Here is a 19,902-nt window from a genome sequence, read left to right on the forward strand (position 1 = left end):
CCGCTCGATCATGTGCGGGTAGTGCAGTTCGAATGCCGGGCGCTCCGAACGGATTCGGGGCAGCTCGGTGAAGTTGTGCCGCGGCGGCGGGCACGAGGTGGCCCACTCCAGCGAGTTGCCGTAACCCCACGGATCGTCGACGGTGACGACCTCGCCGTAACGCCAGCTCTTGAACACGTTCCAGACGAACGGCAGCATCGAGATGCCGAGGGTGAAGGCGCCGATTGTGGAGATGATGTTGAGGGTGGTGAAGCCGTCGGACGGCAGGTAGTCGGCGTAGCGGCGGGGCATGCCCGCGTCGCCGAGCCAGTGCTGCACCAGGAACGTGGTGTGGAAGCCGATGAACGTCAACCAGAAGTGCACCTTGCCCAGCCGCTCGTCGAGCAGGCGGCCGGTCATCTTCGGGAACCAGAAGTAGATGCCGGCGAACGTCGCGAACACGATTACGCCGAACAGCACGTAGTGGAAGTGTGCGACAACGAAATACGTATCGCTGACGTGGAAGTCCAGCGGCGGGCTGGCCAGTAGGACACCGGATAGGCCACCGAGCAAGAACGTCACCAAGAAACCCATCGAGAACAGCATCGGCGTCTCGAACGTCAGCCGGCCCCTCCACATGGTCCCGATCCAGTTGAAGAACTTGATGCCGGTGGGCACCGCGATCAGGAACGTCATGAACGAAAAGAACGGCAGCAGAACGGCTCCGGTCACATACAAGTGGTGAGCCCACACTGCGACCGAGAGCGCCGCGATGCTGATCGTCGCGTACACGAGGGTCGTGTAGCCGAAGATCGGCTTACGGGAGAACACCGGCAAGATCTCCGAAATGATGCCGAAAAACGGCAAGGCCAGCACGTACACCTCGGGGTGCCCGAAGAACCAGAACAGATGCTGGAACAGGATCATCCCGCCGTTGGCGGGGTCGTAGATGTGCGCACCGAGGCGACGGTCGGCGGCCAGGCCGAACAGCGCCGCGGTGAGCAGCGGAAAGATGATCAGCACCAGGATCGAGGTGACGAAGATGTTCCAGGTGAAGATCGGCATCCGGAACATGGTCATGCCCGGGGCGCGCATGCACACCACCGTGGTGATCATGTTCACCGCGCCGAGGATGGTGCCCAGACCACCGACCGCGACGCCCAGGATCCACAGGTCGGCGCCGGCACCCGGGCTGTGGACCGCATCCGACAGCGGGACGTAGGCGGTCCAGCCGAAGTCGGCCGCACCACCCGGGGTGATGAACCCGGCCAGCGCGATCATCGCGCCGAAGACGAACAGCCAGAACGACAATGCGTTCAGCCGTGGGAACGCGACGTCGGGGGCGCCGATCTGCAACGGCAACACCAGGTTGGCGAACCCGAACACGATCGGCGTCGCATAAAACAGCAACATCGCCGTGCCGTGCATGGTGAACAGCTGGTTGTACTGCTCATTCGACAGGAACTGCAGCCCGGGCACGGCCAGCTCGGCGCGGATGAACAGCGCCATCAAACCGCCCATGAAGAAGAAAATGAAGCAGGCGACGCAGTACATGATGCCGATCAACTTGTGATCGGTCGTCGTGACCAGCTTGTAAATCAGGCTGCCTTTGGGGCCAGTCCGGGCCGGAAACGGCCGGCCGGCCTCGAGCTTTTCGAGGGGAGGCGCTTCAGCTGTCATGGGTTGCTCTACCTCCGGGCAGTGGCGTGAACACGTCAACGTCGCGGACGATCACGAAGGGCCTCCAATCGCGTGCAGGCGTCACCTCGGCAGTCGATGCCGCCACGGCATCACCTTCCGCTTCGCTACCGCCACCGACCAGGGACGAAAGTCACCGAACCGAGAGACGACGGCACCCGAATTGATGCCGCTGATGTGACCGCGTCGGGGTGTCGAGCGCGCATCGGACCAACCGGCGCCAAGCGCTCGTGGACAATCACGTCGAGGACCTATGTCGAAACCCACAGCGCGATGGATGCTTCTTCACGGCACGCCGCTCGACCCCAGCATCTGGGATGCGGTCCGTGCCCATCTGCCTGCCGATTCGAGTGCCCCCGACCTCAACCGACCGCAGGCCGACGGTCTCCTTCAACAGCGCCTCGCCGAGGCGGTGTTGGACGACGAGCCTGACCCGCCGCTGATCGTGGTCGGGCACTCCCTAGGCGGACAAGTGGCGATGGAAATGGCTTTGCTTGCGCCGCATCGCATTCGCCGATTGATTCTGGTCTGCACGCGCGATATCCCGGTGCCCGAATTTCACGATGCGGCACGCGCGTTGCGCGCGGGAACGCCGCTCGACATCGAGGCCACCATCGCGCGCTGGTTCACCGCAGCCGAGATCGCCGACGAGGGCCCGGTGATCTACGACGTCCGCCGGCGCCTGACACAGGTGTCACCGTCGGCCTACGCGACCACACTGGAGGCGCTGGCAACCTACGACCGCAGGGCGGAGCTTGCGCAGATTCGGTCGCCGGCAACCCTGCTCTGCGGCCGACAGGATCTCGGGTGCACCCCCGAGGTGATGTCGACACTGGCGGCTGACCTGCCCGATGCCCGTCTTCAGATCGTGGACGAGTGGGCTCACATGTCTCCGTTCGTCCAGCCCGCCGACTTCGCGGAGCGGTTGCTGAGCGCCGCGGAATGAGACAGTGGCGGCAAATTGACTCCACTGCTGAGCCAGGTCCCGTATACACAGATGCATGAAAGCGTCTGCTCATATCGGTCGAGTCGGTGGTCTGGCGGTCGCGCTGGGTATCGGTGCGGCACTGGCCTCGTCGGCGGCGGTCGCATGGGCAGACTCTGACGACTCCGGCAACGCCCGCCCGGCGGCCTCCTCTGCCCGTGGCCATGCGGCCGGTCCGAGCACTCCGCGAGCAACCAAGGCGGGCGCCAATTCGGTGCCCAAACGGCAGGCTCCGACGCAGAAGGTGACGTCGACGACGGTGAAATCGACCGTCCGGGCCGCCGCAGCTGAGCCCAAGGAGCCGGTCAACGCCGCCGAACTCGCCCTGGCCACCGCGGTTGGGACGTTGGAAACCTCAGCTAGCCAAAGCAGGTCCGCACGGGTTGCAGCGGCGGCACCGATCGCAGCTGCCACCTCGCCGACGAATGCCTCGGCGGTGGCCCACATTTCGGCACCGCCGAACCTGACGGCGGTGTTTCAGCAGCTGGTCTACACCCCGCTTCACGTTGTCGTGCAGGCGTGGATCGCCAGCGAGATCGGCCGGCAGGTCGACGACTTCATCAACTCCGCTGCCGGGTCTTACGTAATCGGCAACGGCGTCGACGGCACCGCTGCCAACCACAACGGCGGCGCAGGCGGGTGGCTTCTCGGCGACGGTGGCGCCGGATGGAACAGCACCGAGGCCGGGGTGTCGGGCGGTGCAGGTGGCCGAGCCGGCGCACTGGGCAACGGCGGAGCCGGTGGAACCGGCGGGGCGGGGGCTGATGGCGGCGCGGGCGGTGCCGGCGGGCAGCTGATGGGGATCGGCGGCGCAGGCGGTAATGCCGGCGCTGCTGTCGTCGGCGCCGTCGGAGGACGCGGAGGTGCCGGCGGCGACGCAACGGGCCTGGTCTTCGGTGTCGGCGGGCACGGCGGGGTCGGCGGTGACGGGACCGACGGCGGACGGGGCGGTAACGGCGGCAACGGCGCGACGTTCCTCGGCAGCGGCGGCGGTGGTGGCAATGCGGGTAAGAGCGGTGTGGGCGGGGCCTCCGTGGGTCTACCGGCGCTCGGTGGAGCCGGCGGCTCGGCCGGCTGGCTCGGAAACCATGGCGCCGTGGGCAACTCGGGTGCACAAGCCGCGGCTGCGCCCACCACCGGATCGGTACCGCCGCTGTCGCAGATCGGTACCTGGCTCACCAACGGTGCCGGACAGGCCGTCCTCCTGCATGGTGTCAACGAGGTCTACAAACTGGCCCCGTACGAACCGTCCGCCAGCGGCTTCAACGAGCAGGACGCACAGTTCCTGGCCGACAACGGATTCAATGTGGTGCGGCTGGGCGTCATCTGGGCGGGGGTGGAGCCGCAGCCGGGAGTGATCAACACCGCCTACCTCGACTCGATCAAAGCCACGGTGCAGATGCTGGCCGACCACGGGATCTACACCGTCATCGACATGCACCAAGACCTCTACAGCGGCACCTTCTACGGCGAGGGTGCACCCGAATGGGCATCCGACGGCGGCGGACGGCCCAACAAGAACTCCGGATTCCCTGGAAACTATTACGTCAACGGCGCCCTCGGGCATGCCTGGGATGCGTTCTGGGGCAACGCCGATGCGCCGAACAATATTGGGCTGCTGGACAATTACGCGCTGACCTGGCAGCACGTCGCGAGCTATTTCGCGGGCAATTCCGCGGTCATCGGCTACGACATCATGAACGAACCGTTCCCCGGCTCGAACTATCCGGTCGCGCTGCTCGGCGGCTCGTTCTTCGTCACGCAACAACTGACCCCGATGTACAACCAGGTCGCTGCCGCCATCCGCTCGGTCGACGGCACGACGCCGCTCTATCTGGAACCGCCCAACCCCGCGGTCACCGAAGTGCCGACCCTGCTCGGCATCCCGGTTGCGCTGCTCGGCCGGGTCGCTGACCCGAACTACGTCCTGGCATTCCACAACTACTGCGGCCCGATCGGTGGTGCGCTGTGCACCAAGATCGCCAATACACTTGCGGTACAAGCCGAGAACTACTCCAAGCGGCACAACGTCCCGGCGATGATGAACGAGTTCGGTGCCACCAGTGACATCGACACCCTCACCAAGGAAATGAAGTCCGGCGACCGGTACTTCATGAGTTGGGCCGAATGGGCCTACACCGGCGCCGGTGACATCACCGGATCGCCGGATGTCGAGGGTCTGGTGTACGACCCGACCAAGCCGCCGGTCGGCGACAACGTGAATACCGGCAACCTGCTGACCTTGGCGTCGCCCTACCCGCAGCTGGTGTCGGGCACGCCGAAGTCCTGGTCGTTCACCAACGGCACCTTCACGTTTGGATATTCCACCGCGAAGGTCGATGGTTCCGGAACGTTCGCCGACGGTGCTCTGACCGCTATCTCGGTACCAGGAGTGGAGTTCCCGAACGGCTACCAGGTGACGGTCACCGGCGGCCATGTCGTCTCGGCTGCCAACGCCGCACAACTCGTCGTCGCCTCCGATTCCGGCGCCACCACCGTCAACGTCGTGGTGAGCCCCGCGCCGTAAGCGGCGCGCGTGTCATCCGCCGATACCGGACACCATCACCCCGGCCGGATCGTATCTGTGGCGGATGGCGTTGAACCGCTGCAGGTTCGGCCCGAGGTACCGCCCAAGCGGTTCGCCGCTTTCGGGGTAGTTGATGTAGCCGCCCACCGATGCCGACCCCAGCGCCTGGTGTGCCGCGGTGAGCCAGCCGGTGGCCGCGTCGGAGCTTGCCTCGGTGTACCACTGAACAGAGGCCGCCTGCCGACGCCACGGGAAGGCGCTTGCCGCCGGATCGACGTCGCCGACCGCGCCGGACAGCGACTCCACCACCGCCGTCGCCGAGCCCGCGCCGGCCGGCCATGCCGCCATCGCGGTGACAATGGATTCCGCTGCCGCCGAGGTCATTTCGCCGACGATGTCGGATCCGGCGACAAACGCGCGCGGCAGCCGGGCGGCGTCGCCGCCCTCGAAGTAGTGCACGAAGTCCGTCCGGTTGAGTGTGCGGGTTCGGGTCGACGACGCCGACAACCCGGCGGCGGCAAGCATGTCGCCGGCGACCGCAGGCCCGCTGCCCGGCGGAGTTGCCAGGATGACCGTGCAGCGGCCAGGACCGTCCCCGGCGGTGATGTTGACCATGCCCCAGATGTCACGATCGGCCGCCTGCTGCCACTGCTGCCAACCGGCGATGGCGGCGGCCGCCGCATCCATCGGAAAGGCGATGGTGACCACGTCGCGGTCGGTGACGGGGAAGGTGCGAAACGTCATCGACGTCACGACGCCGAGATTGCCGCCACCGCCACCCCGCAGCGCCCAGAACACCTCGGGATGGTCGTCAGCCGACGCCGACAGCACGTCGCCGCTGGGCAACACCAACGTCGCCGACACCAGCGCGTCGCACGTCAGCCCGTGCAGGCGGGCGTCCGAACCCAGACCACCACCCAGCGTCAGTCCCGCGACGGCGACCGTCGGGCAGCTGCCGGACGGAATCGACCGGCCCCGCGACGCGAGTGCGGTCTGGACGGGATCCAGGTCAGTGGCGGGGGACACCGTCATCGTGTCGCTGCCGGCGTCGATGCCACCGGGCAGCCGACGCAGGTTGATCACCAGCGTGGCATCGAGCGACGACGCGCCGATGTAGGAGTGCCCGCCGCTGCGCACACTGACCCCGATGTGGTGACTCGACGCGAACTCGACCGCCCTCTGCACGTCCGCGACGGAGGCGGCCGCCAGCACCGCCGCCGGCGCGGATCCGTCGAAGCGTGAATTGAAGGTGCTTTTCGCCGCCGCATACTGCGGGTCGGCGGGCAGCAACAGCGTGCCGTCGAGTCGGCCGCGCAGACCCGCCCAGTCGGGCGGGCCGGGACTAGACACCGCGCGGGGTGTGACGGTGCGGCACGCGCTCAGTAGGGCCGCGCCCGCCAGCCCGCCCACTGCCCGCCGGATGAATTCCTGGCGGGACATCTGCCCCGACACAGGCCGAATGCTAGTGCTACTCCAGCACGAAAACCGGGATCAGACGATCGGTCTTGGTCTGATATTCGGCGTAGGGCGGGTAGGCCTCGACGGCCAGCTTCCACCAGTGCTCGCGCTCCTCGCCGGACACCTCGCGGGCGGTCAGCGTCACGGTCGTTTCGCCATCCTGGGCGGTCACCGTGGGATTGGCCTTGACGTTGAAATACCACGACGGATGCGCCGGGTCACCGCCCTTGGAGGCGACCATCGCGTACTTGCCGTTCTCCTCGACGCGCATCAGCGGCACGTAGCGCTTCTTGCCGGACTTGGCGCCGGTGGTGGTGAACAGGACGACCGGGCGATCCATGATGTGGACGCCGTCGGTGGTGCCTTGCTTCAGAATCTGTTCGGTCTGCTCCCGCACCCAATCAGTGGGGCTCAACTCCGCATTCTCAGTCATGGACCGCTCAACTCCTCTCGTGGTTGGACTATTCCCTCATCTTGGGCGCGGTAATCGGCGCTGTGCGCCGGAAATCGCGCCGGATCACGACGGCAGCAGGGTCACTGATCGTTGACTCTAGCGCCGATCGGGTTAGCCTGCGGGCATGATCAGTGACACCGGACGGGCGCAAGTGGCGGTCCTCGACGACTACCAGAACGTGGCGTTGACCATGACCGATTGGTCCGCGGTCGCCGGCCGCGCAGACATCACGGTGTTCAACGACCACGTGTCCGATGCTGACGAACTCGTCGCGCGTCTGGCCCCGTTCGATGTCGTGTTCGTGATGAGGGAGCGAACCCCGTTGCCGCGCAGCATCATCGAACGCCTGCCGAATCTGAAGATGATCGCCTCGACGGGCCCGTTCAACGCGTCCATCGACATGGCTGCCGCCGACGACCACGGCATCCATGTCGGGACCACCGGTGGCACTGTGGCCTCGACGGTCGAACTGACCTGGGCCCTCATCCTGGCCGGCGCCCGCGATCTGGTCACGGAGGCGCGGTCGGTGCGCGACGGTGGATGGCAGACCGGGGTGGGCCGTGAACTGTCCGGCCGGGTCCTCGGCATCCTCGGGTTGGGCCGCATCGGTGCCCGCGTCGCCCGCATCGGTGAGGCGTTCGGCATGGACGTCATCGCCTGGAGTGAGAACCTCACCCCGGAGGCGGCTGCCGAGGCCGGGGCGACCTACGTCGGCAAGGACGAGCTGTTCAGCCGATCCGACGTGCTGACCATCCACATGAAGCTCAGCGAGCGTTCCACGGGCTTGGTCGGTGCGGCCGAGCTGGCGCAGATGAAGCCAAAAGCGGTGCTGGTCAACACCTCTCGCGGTCCGATCGTCGACGAATCGGCACTGGTCGACGCGCTGAGATCCACCACCATCACGGCCGCGCTCGACGTCTTCGACACCGAGCCGCTACCGCCCGGGCATCCGCTGCGCACCCTCGACAACGTCATCGCCACCCCGCACATCGGGTATGTCGCCGACCGCCCGTACCGCATCTTCTTTCGCGATGCCGTCGCCGCCATCGGGGAGTGGCTCGACCGCAATCAGTAGGCGTTCGGATCCTGCTGCACGGCCACTGGCACCGGATGCTGGTAGAGCCGTGAGGCGTTCTCCCATGTCACCTTGCGGATGATCTCGTCAGGGAGGCCGCTGATCTGTTCGCGGATGGTGCGCTGGGTGTGTGGCCACGTCGAGTCGCAGTGCGGGTAATCCGCCTCCAGCATGATGTTGTCCGCGCCGATCCGGTCGTACTGGACGAACGACGACTGGTCCTCGACCGCGCAGAACCGGAAGTTGCGGGTGAACACCTCCGCCGGCGTCAGCGTCTCCCCGAGGCGCTTCCAGGTCCCGTACATCTCGTGGTAGCTCAGCATGTGGTCGAGGCGGTCCAGCAGGCCGGCCACCCAGCCGATTCCGCCTTCCGACAAGCAGATTCGAAGGTCCGGATATCGGGTGCACACGCCCGAGTACAGCCAGTCGACGGCCGCGCTGATCGCATAGGCGAAGAACAGCACACCCGGCACGTCGGGCGGGGCGTCATCGGTGGTCGACGGTGAGGTTCCCGACGAGCCGATGTGCAGGTTCACCACCGTGCCTGTCTCCGCGCAGGCCGCCATCATCGGCTCCCAGTACCCCGAGTGGATGGTCGGCAGCCCCAGCAGCGCGGGGTTCTCGCTGAACGTCACCGCATGGAATCCCCGTTCGGCGTTCTCGTAGATCATCTGTGCGCCGACGTCGGGGTCGAGCAGCCAGGGCAGCTGGCAGGGGATGATCCGGTCGGGGTAGGCACCGGCCCACGCGTCGATGTGCCAGTCGTTCCAGGCTCGCACCGACGCCATCGCCAGGTCCCGATCGGTGGTCACCTGCTGCAGGCGCTGGCCGGCGAAGCCGGGCAGGAAGGACGGAAAGTTCAGCGACGCGTACACGCCGTTGACATCCATGTCCTTGACCCGGGCATGGATATCCCAGGCACCGCGGCGCATTTCGTCGAACCTGGCCGGCTCGAAGCCGTACTCCGACACCGGCCTGCCGACCACCGCATTGAACCCGACATTGGGCAGCGACTTACCGTCGTACATCCAGGTCTGGCCGCCGTCCTCGGTGTCGACCACCCGCGGCGCCCGGTCGGCGAACTTGCTCGGTACCCGGCCCTCGAAGGTGTCCGGTGGTTCGACGATGTGATCGTCGACCGAGATGACTGTGTAAAACCGTTCGGCACGTTCGGGTTCGGGCAGGAACGTCACGGTGCGGTCGGCACCGGTCTTGGCGGTGGTGAAGCTCAGATTCGACTGCAGATCCTCGATGGAAGCCATGGCAGAGTTCCTTTCAGTCCAGCACGCCGCGGTCGGCCTTGATGGTCATGCGCGCCGCCCCGGCCCAGTACACGTCGGCGGCACGTTCGATCAGCGAGGCCTGCATGCCGACCAGGTCGCCGTGATTCATCTTCGACGGCTCGCGCCCGCTGACCAGGACGTCGTAGGCCAGTCGACACACCCGTTCGATGGACACCGCCCGGTACACCGCCGAGGCCAGATCATGCCCGGTGGCGATCACGCCGTGGTTGGCCAGGATGATCAGGTTGGCCGATCCGATCTGGCCTGCGAGTTCGGCTGCGCGCCAGGGAGCGTCGATCTCGCCGTCGTACTTGTCCACCAGATACATGTCGTCGAGGAACAGCGCTCCGGTCTGGTGGACGAGTTCGGGCAGCATTCCCAGCGCGGCGATGAGACTGACGTAGTACGGGTGGTTGTGGATCACCACCCGGGCGTCGGGCCGCTGCCGGTGGATCTCGGTGTGCAGGTGGATGGCCGGGGTGACATCCCAGCGGCCGCGGACCACGTGGGCGTCCTCGTCGACGACGCAGATATCGGATGCGGTGAGCTCCTGCCACCACAGCCCCCAGGGGTTGACGAACATCTCGCGGTGCCCGTCGGGTTGCCAGGTGATGTGCCCGGCCATGTTCTCCGCGAACCCGATGTCGGCGAGGTGGCGAAACGCGATCGCCATCTTCTGCTCGTCGGTGAGGTCGACGCCGATGGGCGGCATCGTCGAGGGCGCCCATACTCCCAGGCCGCCCCGGCGCACTTCCGGTGTGCTCATGATTGCTCCAGTATTGATCGAATAGTTTCGCGGAGTTGGCCTTTGGCGATCTTGCCGCCGGACGACCGGGGCAACTCGTCGAGCACCTCGAGCCGTTCGGGCAGCAGCTCTTTGGAGACCCCCTGCGCCAGCAGGTGCTCGACGAGGTCGCCGAGCACGAGCGTGGCACCGGGATTCTTGAGTTCGGCGAACACGCACACCCGCTCCCCGAACAGGGGATCGGGCATGGCCACGGCGGCGGCCACCGCGATGGCGGGGTGGCTGGCCACGACCTCCTCCACCGCGACCGCGCTGATGTTCTTACCGCCGCGCAGGATGAAATCCGAGGTTCGTCCCGCCAGCACCAGGTAGCCGTCGTCGTCCAGCTCGCAGATGTCGCCCATCCGCATCCAGCCGTCCTTGGTGTACAGCTTGTCGTGATCGGTGCCGCCCAGATAGCCGAGGCTGAGCGCAGGCCCGCGGCAAGCGGGCTGCCCCCGACCGGATTTCGTGACATCGTCGTCGCCGTCGAAGAGCCGGACCTGCATCTCGGGGACGATGCGCCCGGCGGTCCGCAGCCGATGGTGCAGTGAGTCGTCGACGGTGGTGGCGCTGAGCATGCCGGTCTCGTTGGACCCGTAGAACTGCAGGATCGTGACGCCGGTGAGTTCCTCGAACCGCGCGGCCTGGGTGTACGGCAGTGGCTCGCCGCCGGTGAACACCACCCGCAGACTGGACAGGTCATGCTCGCGCGAGGCGTCGTTGGCCAGGATCATCATCAATTGCGTACTCACACAGCACAGTACGGTCGCTCGATGGCGTTCGATGGCGGCGCATGTCGCCGCGGCGTCGAACCGCTCGATGCGCACGGTCGTCGCCCCGAGGTAGATGGGTGTCGTGTGGGAGGTCCAGATCCCGAAGCCGAACGGGGTGGGGATGACCGGAAGGAAGATGTCGTCGGAGGTCAACTCGCCGTTGGCGACCGCCTTCTGATGAAAGTAGTGCCACCGATTCTGGGTGTGCACGACACATTTCGGCAGCCCGGTGGTGCCCGAGGTGGAGTTGATCAGGAAGGCGTCGTCGGGGCCGACTGGTGAGAGCTCGGTCATGGAGCCCGGAGCGGTGTCGATGGTGAGGTCGCCGGCCCCGATCACCACGGCTCGCACGGATGCGTCGGCGGCGGCCTGCGCGGCCTGCGCGGCGCGCGCCTCGTCGCTGACCAGAAGCGAGGGTTGCGCGGTCCGCATGATCTGCGCGGCCTCGCGGACCCCGGCGCGCGCCCCGAGGCCGACGCTCACCGCGCCGCAGCGCTCAATCGCCACCAGCAGGACGTGGATGGCGATGCTGTCGCCGTGCCAGACCGCCACCCGGTCGCCCGGGGCCACGCCCAGACGCTGCAGCCGCACGGCCAGGTTGGTGGCGGCGTTGTCGAACTCCGACCAGGTCAGCGCCCGTTCCGAAGAGTCGAGAATGAAGTCGACGTAGGCGGCCTTGTCGGGGGAGCCCGCCGCGTTGCGACGTACGCAGTCGGACAGTGTCGTGTCCGTCCACCAGCCGGCGGCCCGGTAGTGCGCCGCTTCGGCGCTGGTCACGACGGCGGGATCAGCCATCACCAAATCATATGAAAATAAGGACCGGCGTCAATGATCCCAGTGCCGCACCATCGCGGGGTCGACCATTCCCGCCGAACCGGGGTAGTGCTGGGCGGTGATCAAATGCGCGGCGGCGAGGTCATGAGCCCGGCGGGCATCGCCGGCCTCGATCGCGTCGATCACCTGCCGGTGCTCCTCGAGGACGGCCAGACGCTCGTCGACGGGGACGATGCCCTCGTCGCTCACCCGCGTCGACCAGCCCTGCTCGTGCGCCGACCACAGCGTCTCGAGCGCCCCGGCCAGCATGATCATGGTCTGGTTCCCGCACAGGGCGACCAGCGCCTCGTGGAAGCGACGGCTCGCCGAAATCGCGCTCTGGAAGTCGTCGGCGGCCTCGACTGCCTCGGCGTGCAGTTCACGCAGTGCCGGAACGACCATGTGTCCTCGGTCGGGCCGTTCGGCGCACAATGCCGCGCACGCCGGCTCCATCTGCCGCAGCGCCCCACCCACATCCGACAGGCTCACGTCCTGCGAGCCGAGTACCAGTCCGATCGTGTAGGCGACGTTCGCGGCGTTGGGGCGGCGCACCACCGCGCCCCCGAGTTTGCCGCGCCGCACCCGCAGCAGTCCCTCGGCCTCCAGGATGCGCATCGCTTCGCGCAGCGACGGCTTGCTCACCGGGAACTCGCGCAGCAGTTCGTCCTCTTTGGGCAGGATGCTGCCGTCGGCCAGCTCGCCCAACAGAATTCGCCGTCGAAGTTGATCAGCAACCTGCTCGGCGAGGCGGCGGAATTGAATCGTTGGTTCTGACACGGACCGGTTCTCTATCGCGCTTGCAAATGATGTGCATCGTACAAGCATCGGCCCGACGGCTGAGGCGAACGCCGAGCACGGTGGTCTTTCGTTCGCAAAGCCCGATGGCCGACTCGGTCACGAATCGAGCATTCACATCGCTATTCACCACTCGGGTGTAGCCAGCAAGCTGAGGCACCAGTGGCGTTGCAGCACAGCACTTATGGACCGCCGGATATCCACTGTCGAGCCTGCTCGACGTGGTCGGCGGGGAAATGCCTGACCTCCGCTGAGACGAAATGCGACGCCAAGTGTTCGGCGGCGTCCCCCATGTGGGAGTCGGTCACCACCGCAACCTTCTTGATGTGCTTCTGGTGGTCGCGGATGAAGCGGAAATGGGTCACCATCGAGCCGAAGCTGTCCCAACCGGGGAAGGCCTGCGCGTTGATGATCAGGCCGGCGAGATCGCCGTGGGCCTCGATCTCGGGGTCAATCGCCTTGGCCATCTGATCGAAGTCGTCCTTGTCGAGCGAGGACTCCGGGTGCACCGTGAGGATGGAACTCGCTTTGTCCAGGTCGTAGGTGATCATCCCGGCGATGTTGCGCCCACAATTCCGGATGGATAAGGGTCCAAGGTCACCGAGTCGTGGGCAGTGCGGACGGCTCCACCGGCAGAAGTCGTCACGCCTGACACCCGTCGACCCTCGTCCGGAAGCACGTCAACACCGAGTTGTCTGTCATCAAGAGCGTCGCGGAAACCCGGTGCGGCACAACAGCTAAAAGAGCGACCAACCGCAAGCCCCGCTGTGGGCGTCTCCCGCCACGCGAACCAGCAGATACGCCACGCCATTTTCCGACGGGACTTGCGGCCGTGTTGTCGATGTGGTGACCTTCGGCCCTGTCTGCGGGTGTCGCCCCGTGCGAAGTTGACAGGTGTGGAGAAGGCGTTGTCGGGCAACGGCACTCGCGGATCTTGGCCCCACTGCATGCGGGAGCCAGGATCCGACCGCATTTGCGCGTCGGGAAGGGATAGATCATGAGCATGCCCAAATACGTCCGCTTCTTCGAGGAGTTCGGCATCGCCGATGTGCCGTTGGTGGGCGGCAAGAACGCCTCGCTGGGCGAGATGTACCAAAAGCTGGCCGGACAGGGCGTGCGCATCCCGAACGGTTTTGCCATCACCGCCGAGGCGTATCGCTACATGCTGGATGCCGCCGGCGCCTGGGAACCGCTGCATGCCGAACTGGACGATCTCGACCCGACCGACGTCACCGCGCTGGCACGCAAGGCCAAACGTGCCCGGGAGATCGTCTACGGCGCCGGGCTTCCCGATGACCTGGCCACCGAGATCGTCGAGGCCTACCGCAGGCTCCAAGACGAGTACGGCGACGAGGTCAGTCTGGCTGTGCGGTCCTCGGCGACCGCCGAGGACCTGCCGACCGCGAGCTTCGCCGGCCAGCAGGACACCTATCTCAACGTCAAGGGCGAAGAGAGCCTCCTCGATGCGTGCCGCCGGTGTTTCGCGAGCTTGTTCACCGATCGCGCCATTCACTACCGCCTCGATCAGGGTTTCGACCAGTTCAAGGTCTCGCTGTCGATCGGCGTGATGAAAATGGTGCGCTCCGATCTTGCCTCGTCGGGGGTGATGTTCTCCCTGGACACCGAATCGGGCTTTCGCGACGTGGTGTTCGTTACTGGCGCATACGGTCTCGGCGAGAACGTGGTTCAGGGCGCGGTCGACCCCGACGAGTTCTATGTCCACAAGCCGACCTACCTGGCCGGGCATCGCGCGGTGTTGCGTCGCCTGCTTGGCGACAAGGCGGTGAAGATGATCTTCGTCGAGGGGCAGACGAAGTACACCACGCGCAACATTCCCACCCCCAAAGCCGACCGCGCCCGATTCTGCCTCTCCGATGACGACGTCCTGGAGCTGGCCGGCTATGCGTGCACGATCGAGGGGCACTACGGGCACCCCATGGACATGGAGTGGGCCAAGGACGGCCTGGACGGAAAGCTCTACATCGTGCAGGCCCGGCCGGAGACGGTGGCCTCCCAGCGCAGCATGACCGCGCTGGAGAGCTACGTGCTCGAGGGCCGGGGCGAGATCCTCTCCGAGGGCCGCTCTGTTGGGGAGAGGATCGCCTCCGGCACCGCAAGGCGGATCGAGAACGTCACGCATCTGGCGCAGTTCCAGCCGGGCGAGGTCCTGATCGCCGACACCACCACTCCCGACTGGGAGCCGGTGATGAAGACCGCCGCCGCGATCGTCACCAACCGGGGCGGGCGCACCTGCCACGCCTCGATCATCGCCCGGGAACTCGGCATCCCGGCCGTGGTGGGCGCAGGCGACGCGACCACGTCCGTCCCCGACGGCACCGTTGTGACGGTGTCGTGCGCCGAGGGTGACTCGGGACGCGTCTACCGCGGCGCGCTGGCCTTCCGTGTGGATAGCACCGAAGTGGGGGACATGCCGCGGCCGCGCACCGAGATCATGATCAACCTGGGGAACCCCGACCTCGCCTTCAAGACGTCCTTCCTACCCAACGATGGTGTGGGACTGGCGCGGATGGAATTCATCATCAGCGAATACATCAGGGTCCACCCGATGGCCCTGCTGCACCCGGAGAAGGTCGACGACGCCGAGGCTCGCCGCACCATCGACCGGCTCACCCAGGGTTATCCCGACGGGGCTGTCTTCTTTGCCGAGCGGCTCTCCGAAGGGATCGGCACGATTGCGGCCGCCTTCTGGCCGAAGCCCGTCGTGGTGCGGATGTCGGACTTCAAGACCAATGAGTACGCCAGCCTGGTCGGCGGAGCGAGCTTCGAACCCTCCGAAAGTAATCCGATGCTGGGTTTCCGTGGCGCCTCGCGCTACGCCCACCCCGCGTACGCCGAGGGCTTCGCGCTGGAGTGCCGCGCGATGCGGCGGGTCCGCGAGGAGATGGGCCTGACCAACGTCGTGCTCATGCTGCCGTTCGTCCGCAGGGTCGCCGAGGCGGACCTGGTTCTGGCGACGATGGCCGAGCTCGGTCTGCGCCGCGGCGAGAACGGGCTCAAGGTGTACGCGATGTGCGAGATCCCCAACAACGTAATCCTGATCGACGAGTTCGCCAAACGCTTCGACGGATTCTCCATCGGTTCCAACGATCTGACTCAGCTAACCCTCGGTGTCGACCGAGACAGCGAGATCGTCGCGTTCGACTACGACGAACGCGACGAGGGAGTCATGGAGATGATCCGCCTGGCCGTGGAGGGCTGCCGCCGCAACGGGATCCACTCGGGTCTGTGTGGTCAGGCGCCGTCGGACTATCCCGACATGGCCGAGTTCCTGGTCCGCCTCGGTATCGATTCGATCAGCCTCAATCCTGACACGGTGGTGAGGACCACCGGCCAGTTGCTGCAGCTCGAGCAACAGCTTGCGCACTCGTCATGAACGCCGCCGACTTCCGTTGCGGACCAACGCCAATCTGTTGAGGAGCTGAGCAGTGAAGTTGCCGGTCACTGTCGACCCCCGCTATCACGACGCGGTGATCTTCGACCTCGATGGTGCGCTGATCGACGACCCGAGACTGTTCGGGGCGATGGTCGAACTGGCGCGCAAGCTGCGCGGCGGCGGCGTCGCAACGGCGGCCCACGGGTCCAACCCGCGCTTTCAGGACGTGTTGAAAGCAGCCGGGGTAGATGATCTGTTCGATGTCTGCATCGACAGTCTGGAGGGCGCCACACGCCGCCTCGGGGTCAGTCCACAACGTGCGGCCGTCGTGGAGGACACCGACGCCGGGGTGACCGCGGCTCACGATGGCGGATTCGCACTTGTTATCGGCCTCGACGGAACCGGGGACCCCGAGACGCTGGTGCGGTGCGGAGCCGATGTCGTGCTGGCAGACCTTGCCGACGTCGCGGTTCGGGCAGGGGACAAGCGCATCTCCGACCTCCCGAATGCGCTGGAAGCCTACGGTCAGCTCATCGGTGTCATCAATGCCCGACAGTCGGTGTTGTTTCTCGACTACGACGGAACATTGGCCCCGATCGTGTCCGATCCCGCCGCAGCCGAGCTCGTCGAGGGAGGGGCCGAGGCGCTGAAACTCGTCTCCGCGGTGTGCCCCGTGGCGGTCCTGAGCGGCCGCGACCTCGCCGACATCCGCGACCGGGTGGGCATACCTGGCATCTGGTACGCCGGCAGCCATGGGTTCGAGCTGATCGGACCCGACGGCACGTACCACCAGAACGAGGCGGCCGCTGCGGCCGTGGCCGCCCTGCGCAACGCAGCCGACGAGCTACGCGCAACCCTGGCGCACATTCCCGGTGTACGAGTGGAGCACAAGCGCTTCGCCGTGGCGGTGCATTACCGCGAGGTCGCCCCTGAACACGTCGGCGAGATCGTCGCCGCGACGCACCGGCTCGGACAGCACGATGATCTACGGGTCACCAGCGGGCGCATGCTCGTCGAGCTGCGACCGGATATCGACTGGGACAAAGGAACCACGCTGGCCTGGATCCTCGACCGAATCGATGGGTCCGATTCCCTGCTGCCGATCTACATCGGCGACGATATGACCGACGAAGATGCTTTCGATGCAGTGCAATTCGACGGTATCGGGATCGTCGTGGGGCACGACGAGGACGGCGACCGCAAGACCGCTGCTCATTTCACCCTGGCCGGTCCCGATCAGGTGCGTGCGTTCATCGAGCGCGGGTCTCGGTGGCTGGCCTACAAGAATCACGCGTCGGGCGAGGCCTGGGACTTCACCTTCGAGGGATATGACCCGCAGAGCGAAAAGCTCCGGGAGGCGTTGTGCACAGTGGGGAACGGCTATTTCGCCACCCGGGGTGCTGCGCCCGAGTCGAAAGCCGGGCAGGTGCACTACCCGGGCACCTATGCCGCAGGGGTGTACAACCGTCTCGTCGACGACATTTCGGGCGAGACGATCGACAACGAGAGTCTGGTGAACCTGCCCAACTGGCTGGCGCTGACCTTCCGGATCGACGACGGCAGTTGGTTCGACATCGACGCGGTCACGGTGCTGTCCTACCGGCAGACCCTGGATCTTCGCGGCGCGGTTCTGACGCGCGAGGTCCGTTTCACCGATGACGCAGGCCGCACGAGCGCACTGACCCAACAACGGTTCATCGCGATGCACATGCCGCACGTTGGTGCGCTCGCGACGACGATCGTCGCCGAGAATTGGTCAGGGGTGATCGAGGTTCGCTCGACGCTGGACGGCAATGTCCGCAACGCGTTGGTCGAGCGTTATCGCGACTTGGCCGACGCTCATCTCGAAATGCTGGAGAAGCGCGAAATCTCAGGCAATTCAGTGCTTTTGGCGGTGCAGACGAACCAGTCTCGTATTCCCATCGCAATGGCGGCGCGTAGCACCGTCTGGCGCGACGGCGAGCCCGTGCCGGCTGCCTATCAGCCATTCGACAAGGACGCAGAAATCGGCCACGACATCTCCGTTCGGCTGTCAGTCGGTGAGTCGGTGACGGTGGAGAAGGTGGTAACCCTCTATACGGGGCGCGACGTCGCGATATCCGAACCCAGCGTCGACGCCCAACGCCGGTTGAGCCAGATCGGCCGGTTCGCGGATCTACTCGACGGGCACCTGACCGAGTGGGTGCATCTGTGGGAGCGGCTGTCCATCGAGTTCGAGGACTTCACCGACGAAGTGCGAATCCTACGACTGCATCTGCTGCATCTGCTGCAGACGGTGTCGCCGAACAGTTCCGATCTCGACGTCGGGGTGCCGGCGCGCGGACTGCACGGCGAGGCGTATCGCGGCCACATCTTCTGGGACGAGCTTTTCATCTTCCCCGTGCTCAACCTGCGGCTGCCGATGATCACCCGTTCCCTGTTGCGATACCGCTACCGGAGACTGCCGGAGGCCCGGCACGCCGCTGCGGCGGCCGGTTATGCCGGCGCGATGTTTCCGTGGCAGTCGGGCAGCGATGGGCGCGAGGAAAGCCCACTGCTGCACCTGAATCCGCGCAGCGGCCGGTGGAACCCCGACTCGAGCGCTCGCGCGCACCACATCGGAATCGCCGTTGCCTACAACGCGTGGAAGTTCTACCAGGCCACCGGCGATCTCGCGTATCTGATCGACTACGGCGCGGAGATGCTGGCGGAGATCGCACGCTTCTTCGTCAGCAGAGCAAGCTACGACGAGGAGCGGGACCGCTACAGCATCCGGGGCGTGATCGGGCCGGACGAATTCCACTCCGGCTATCCGAATGCGCCGTACGACGGCATCGACAACAACGCGTACACCAACGTGATGGCGGTGTGGGTGATCATGCGGGCCCTCGACGCGCTGAATCTGCTGCCCCTGCCGAACCGCCTCGACCTGAGGGAGACGCTGGGACTGCACAGTGCCGAATTGGCGAACTGGGAGCAGGTGAGCCGCCGGATGTTCGTCCCGTTCCACTCTGCCCCGAGCACCGGGTCGGAGCCCGGTGGGGATGTCATCAGTCAGTTCGAAGGCTACGGCGATCTCAAGGAGCTGGATTGGGACGCCTACCGCGAGAAGTACGGCAACATCCAGCGCCTCGACCGCATCTTGGAGGCCGAGGACGACGACGTAAATCGCTACCAGGCCTCCAAGCAGGCCGATGCGTTGATGCTGCTCTATCTCATGTCGTCAGACGAGTTGCGGGAGATACTCGACCGGCTCGGCTACCGCTTCACGCGCGAACAGATCCCGAAGACGGTCGACTACTACATCGCCCGCACATCGCACGGGTCGACGCTCAGTGGTGTGGTCCACAGTTGGGTGCTGGCCCGGGGGAATCGTGATCGCGCCATGGAGTTCTTCCAACAGGTTCTGACGTCCGACGTTTCCGACATCCAGGGTGGCACCACGTCCGAGGGCATTCACCTCGCAGCGATGGCCGGCAGCGTCGACCTGATGCAGCGGTGCTTCACCGGGCTGGAGACCCGTTCGGGCCGCATCATTCTGTCCCCGCACTGGCCGGAGACACTGGGTGTGCTGGCAGTTCCGATCCACTATCGGGGCCTACATCTGCACCTTCGGGTCAGCGGCAAGGGTGTGATCATCAGCGTGGACCCGCGCGACACCGGCCGAGTCGACGTGGAATGCCATGGTCGCGTCGTCGCGCTCACGCCGGGAACCACCGTCCGATTCCCCGGCTGAGCGCCGGTGGTGCGGAGGCGGCCGACCATACCCATGGGCAGGTCAGCATCGCCGCCGGTGGCGGGCTTACTTGTGCGCGGGGCGCTTCAGCAGGAACTGAAGCCAGCGAACGTCGATCAACATGAGGTTCAACGTATGGGCCAAAATTAAGGTGGCAAGCTTCTAG

13 protein-coding genes are annotated in these 19,902 nt (G+C 66.0%); 5 read left to right on the forward strand and 8 right to left on the reverse strand.

All coding sequences use genetic code 11. The features are described 5' to 3' along the window. The coding region (gene ctaD, locus AB4879_RS03455) for a cytochrome c oxidase subunit I (protein ID WP_370506447.1) at nt 1–1,659 on the reverse strand (1,659 nt) is incomplete at its 3' end. Between the two features lie 271 nt (nt 1,660–1,930). On the opposite strand from ctaD, the gene AB4879_RS03460 reads away from it, so the two are divergent. Next, entirely contained in the window at nt 1,931–2,623 is a 693-nt protein-coding gene (locus tag AB4879_RS03460) for an alpha/beta fold hydrolase (protein WP_370506448.1), read from the forward strand. A gap of 55 nt (nt 2,624–2,678) precedes the next feature. Next, on the forward strand, nt 2,679–5,189 hold the full coding sequence (locus AB4879_RS03465; RefSeq protein WP_370506449.1) for a cellulase family glycosylhydrolase: 2,511 nt from the start codon (nt 2,679–2,681) through the stop codon (nt 5,187–5,189). A gap of 12 nt (nt 5,190–5,201) precedes the next feature. Here AB4879_RS03465 and AB4879_RS03470 read toward each other — a convergent pair whose 3' ends face one another. Both AB4879_RS03470 and AB4879_RS03475 read right to left on the reverse strand, forming a co-directional pair. Continuing rightward, entirely contained in the window at nt 5,202–6,641 is a 1,440-nt protein-coding gene (locus AB4879_RS03470; protein WP_370506450.1) for an FAD-dependent oxidoreductase, read from the reverse strand. Nucleotides 6,642–6,657: 16 nt separating this feature from the next. Beyond that, entirely contained in the window at nt 6,658–7,080 is a 423-nt protein-coding gene (locus tag AB4879_RS03475) for a nitroreductase family deazaflavin-dependent oxidoreductase (RefSeq protein ID WP_083116609.1), read from the reverse strand. Nucleotides 7,081–7,225: 145 nt separating this feature from the next. Between AB4879_RS03475 and AB4879_RS03480 the strand changes: the two genes are divergently transcribed. Beyond that, nucleotides 7,226–8,176: a D-2-hydroxyacid dehydrogenase family protein gene (locus AB4879_RS03480; protein ID WP_370506451.1), complete on the forward strand. Its 951-nt coding sequence runs from the start codon at nt 7,226–7,228 to the stop codon at nt 8,174–8,176. Here the strand turns inward: AB4879_RS03480 and AB4879_RS03485 are convergent. From AB4879_RS03485 to AB4879_RS03505, 5 genes are all read right to left on the reverse strand, one after another. After that, nucleotides 8,170–9,438, reverse strand: a complete 1,269-nt coding sequence (locus AB4879_RS03485) for an amidohydrolase family protein (RefSeq protein ID WP_370506452.1) — start codon at nt 9,436–9,438, stop codon at nt 8,170–8,172. The genes AB4879_RS03480 and AB4879_RS03485 overlap by 7 nt on opposite strands. Nucleotides 9,439–9,451: 13 nt before the next feature. Further along, nucleotides 9,452–10,225 carry a class II aldolase/adducin family protein gene (locus AB4879_RS03490; protein ID WP_370506453.1) on the reverse strand — a complete coding sequence of 258 codons (774 nt, stop codon included), beginning with the start codon at nt 10,223–10,225 and terminating at the stop codon, nt 9,452–9,454. After that, nucleotides 10,222–11,814, reverse strand: coding sequence for a class I adenylate-forming enzyme family protein (locus tag AB4879_RS03495; RefSeq protein ID WP_370506454.1), 1,593 nt, complete (start codon nt 11,812–11,814; stop codon nt 10,222–10,224). The genes AB4879_RS03490 and AB4879_RS03495 overlap by 4 nt, the downstream gene beginning before the upstream one ends. Nucleotides 11,815–11,844: 30 nt before the next feature. Continuing rightward, on the reverse strand, nt 11,845–12,609 hold the full coding sequence (locus AB4879_RS03500; protein WP_370506455.1) for a FadR/GntR family transcriptional regulator: 765 nt from the start codon (nt 12,607–12,609) through the stop codon (nt 11,845–11,847). A 200-nt stretch (nt 12,610–12,809) separates the two neighbouring features. Next, on the reverse strand, nt 12,810–13,178 hold the full coding sequence (locus AB4879_RS03505) for an STAS/SEC14 domain-containing protein (RefSeq protein WP_370506456.1): 369 nt from the start codon (nt 13,176–13,178) through the stop codon (nt 12,810–12,812). 446 nt (nt 13,179–13,624) lie between these two features. On the opposite strand from AB4879_RS03505, the gene ppsA reads away from it, so the two are divergent. Together ppsA and otsB are read left to right on the forward strand one after the other, a co-directional pair. Next, the gene (ppsA, locus tag AB4879_RS03510; protein WP_370506457.1) at nt 13,625–16,021 is read left to right on the forward strand and encodes a phosphoenolpyruvate synthase; all 2,397 of its coding nucleotides are present in this window, start codon (nt 13,625–13,627) and stop codon (nt 16,019–16,021) included. A 52-nt stretch (nt 16,022–16,073) separates the two neighbouring features. Next, complete coding sequence (otsB, locus tag AB4879_RS03515; RefSeq protein ID WP_370506458.1) at nt 16,074–19,736, forward strand: trehalose-phosphatase; 3,663 nt, start codon at nt 16,074–16,076, stop codon at nt 19,734–19,736. Nucleotides 19,737–19,902 lie beyond the last annotated feature (166 nt).

The sequence above is a fragment of the Mycobacterium sp. SA01 genome (assembly GCF_041287105.1).
GTDB lineage: Bacteria > Actinomycetota > Actinomycetes > Mycobacteriales > Mycobacteriaceae > Mycobacterium.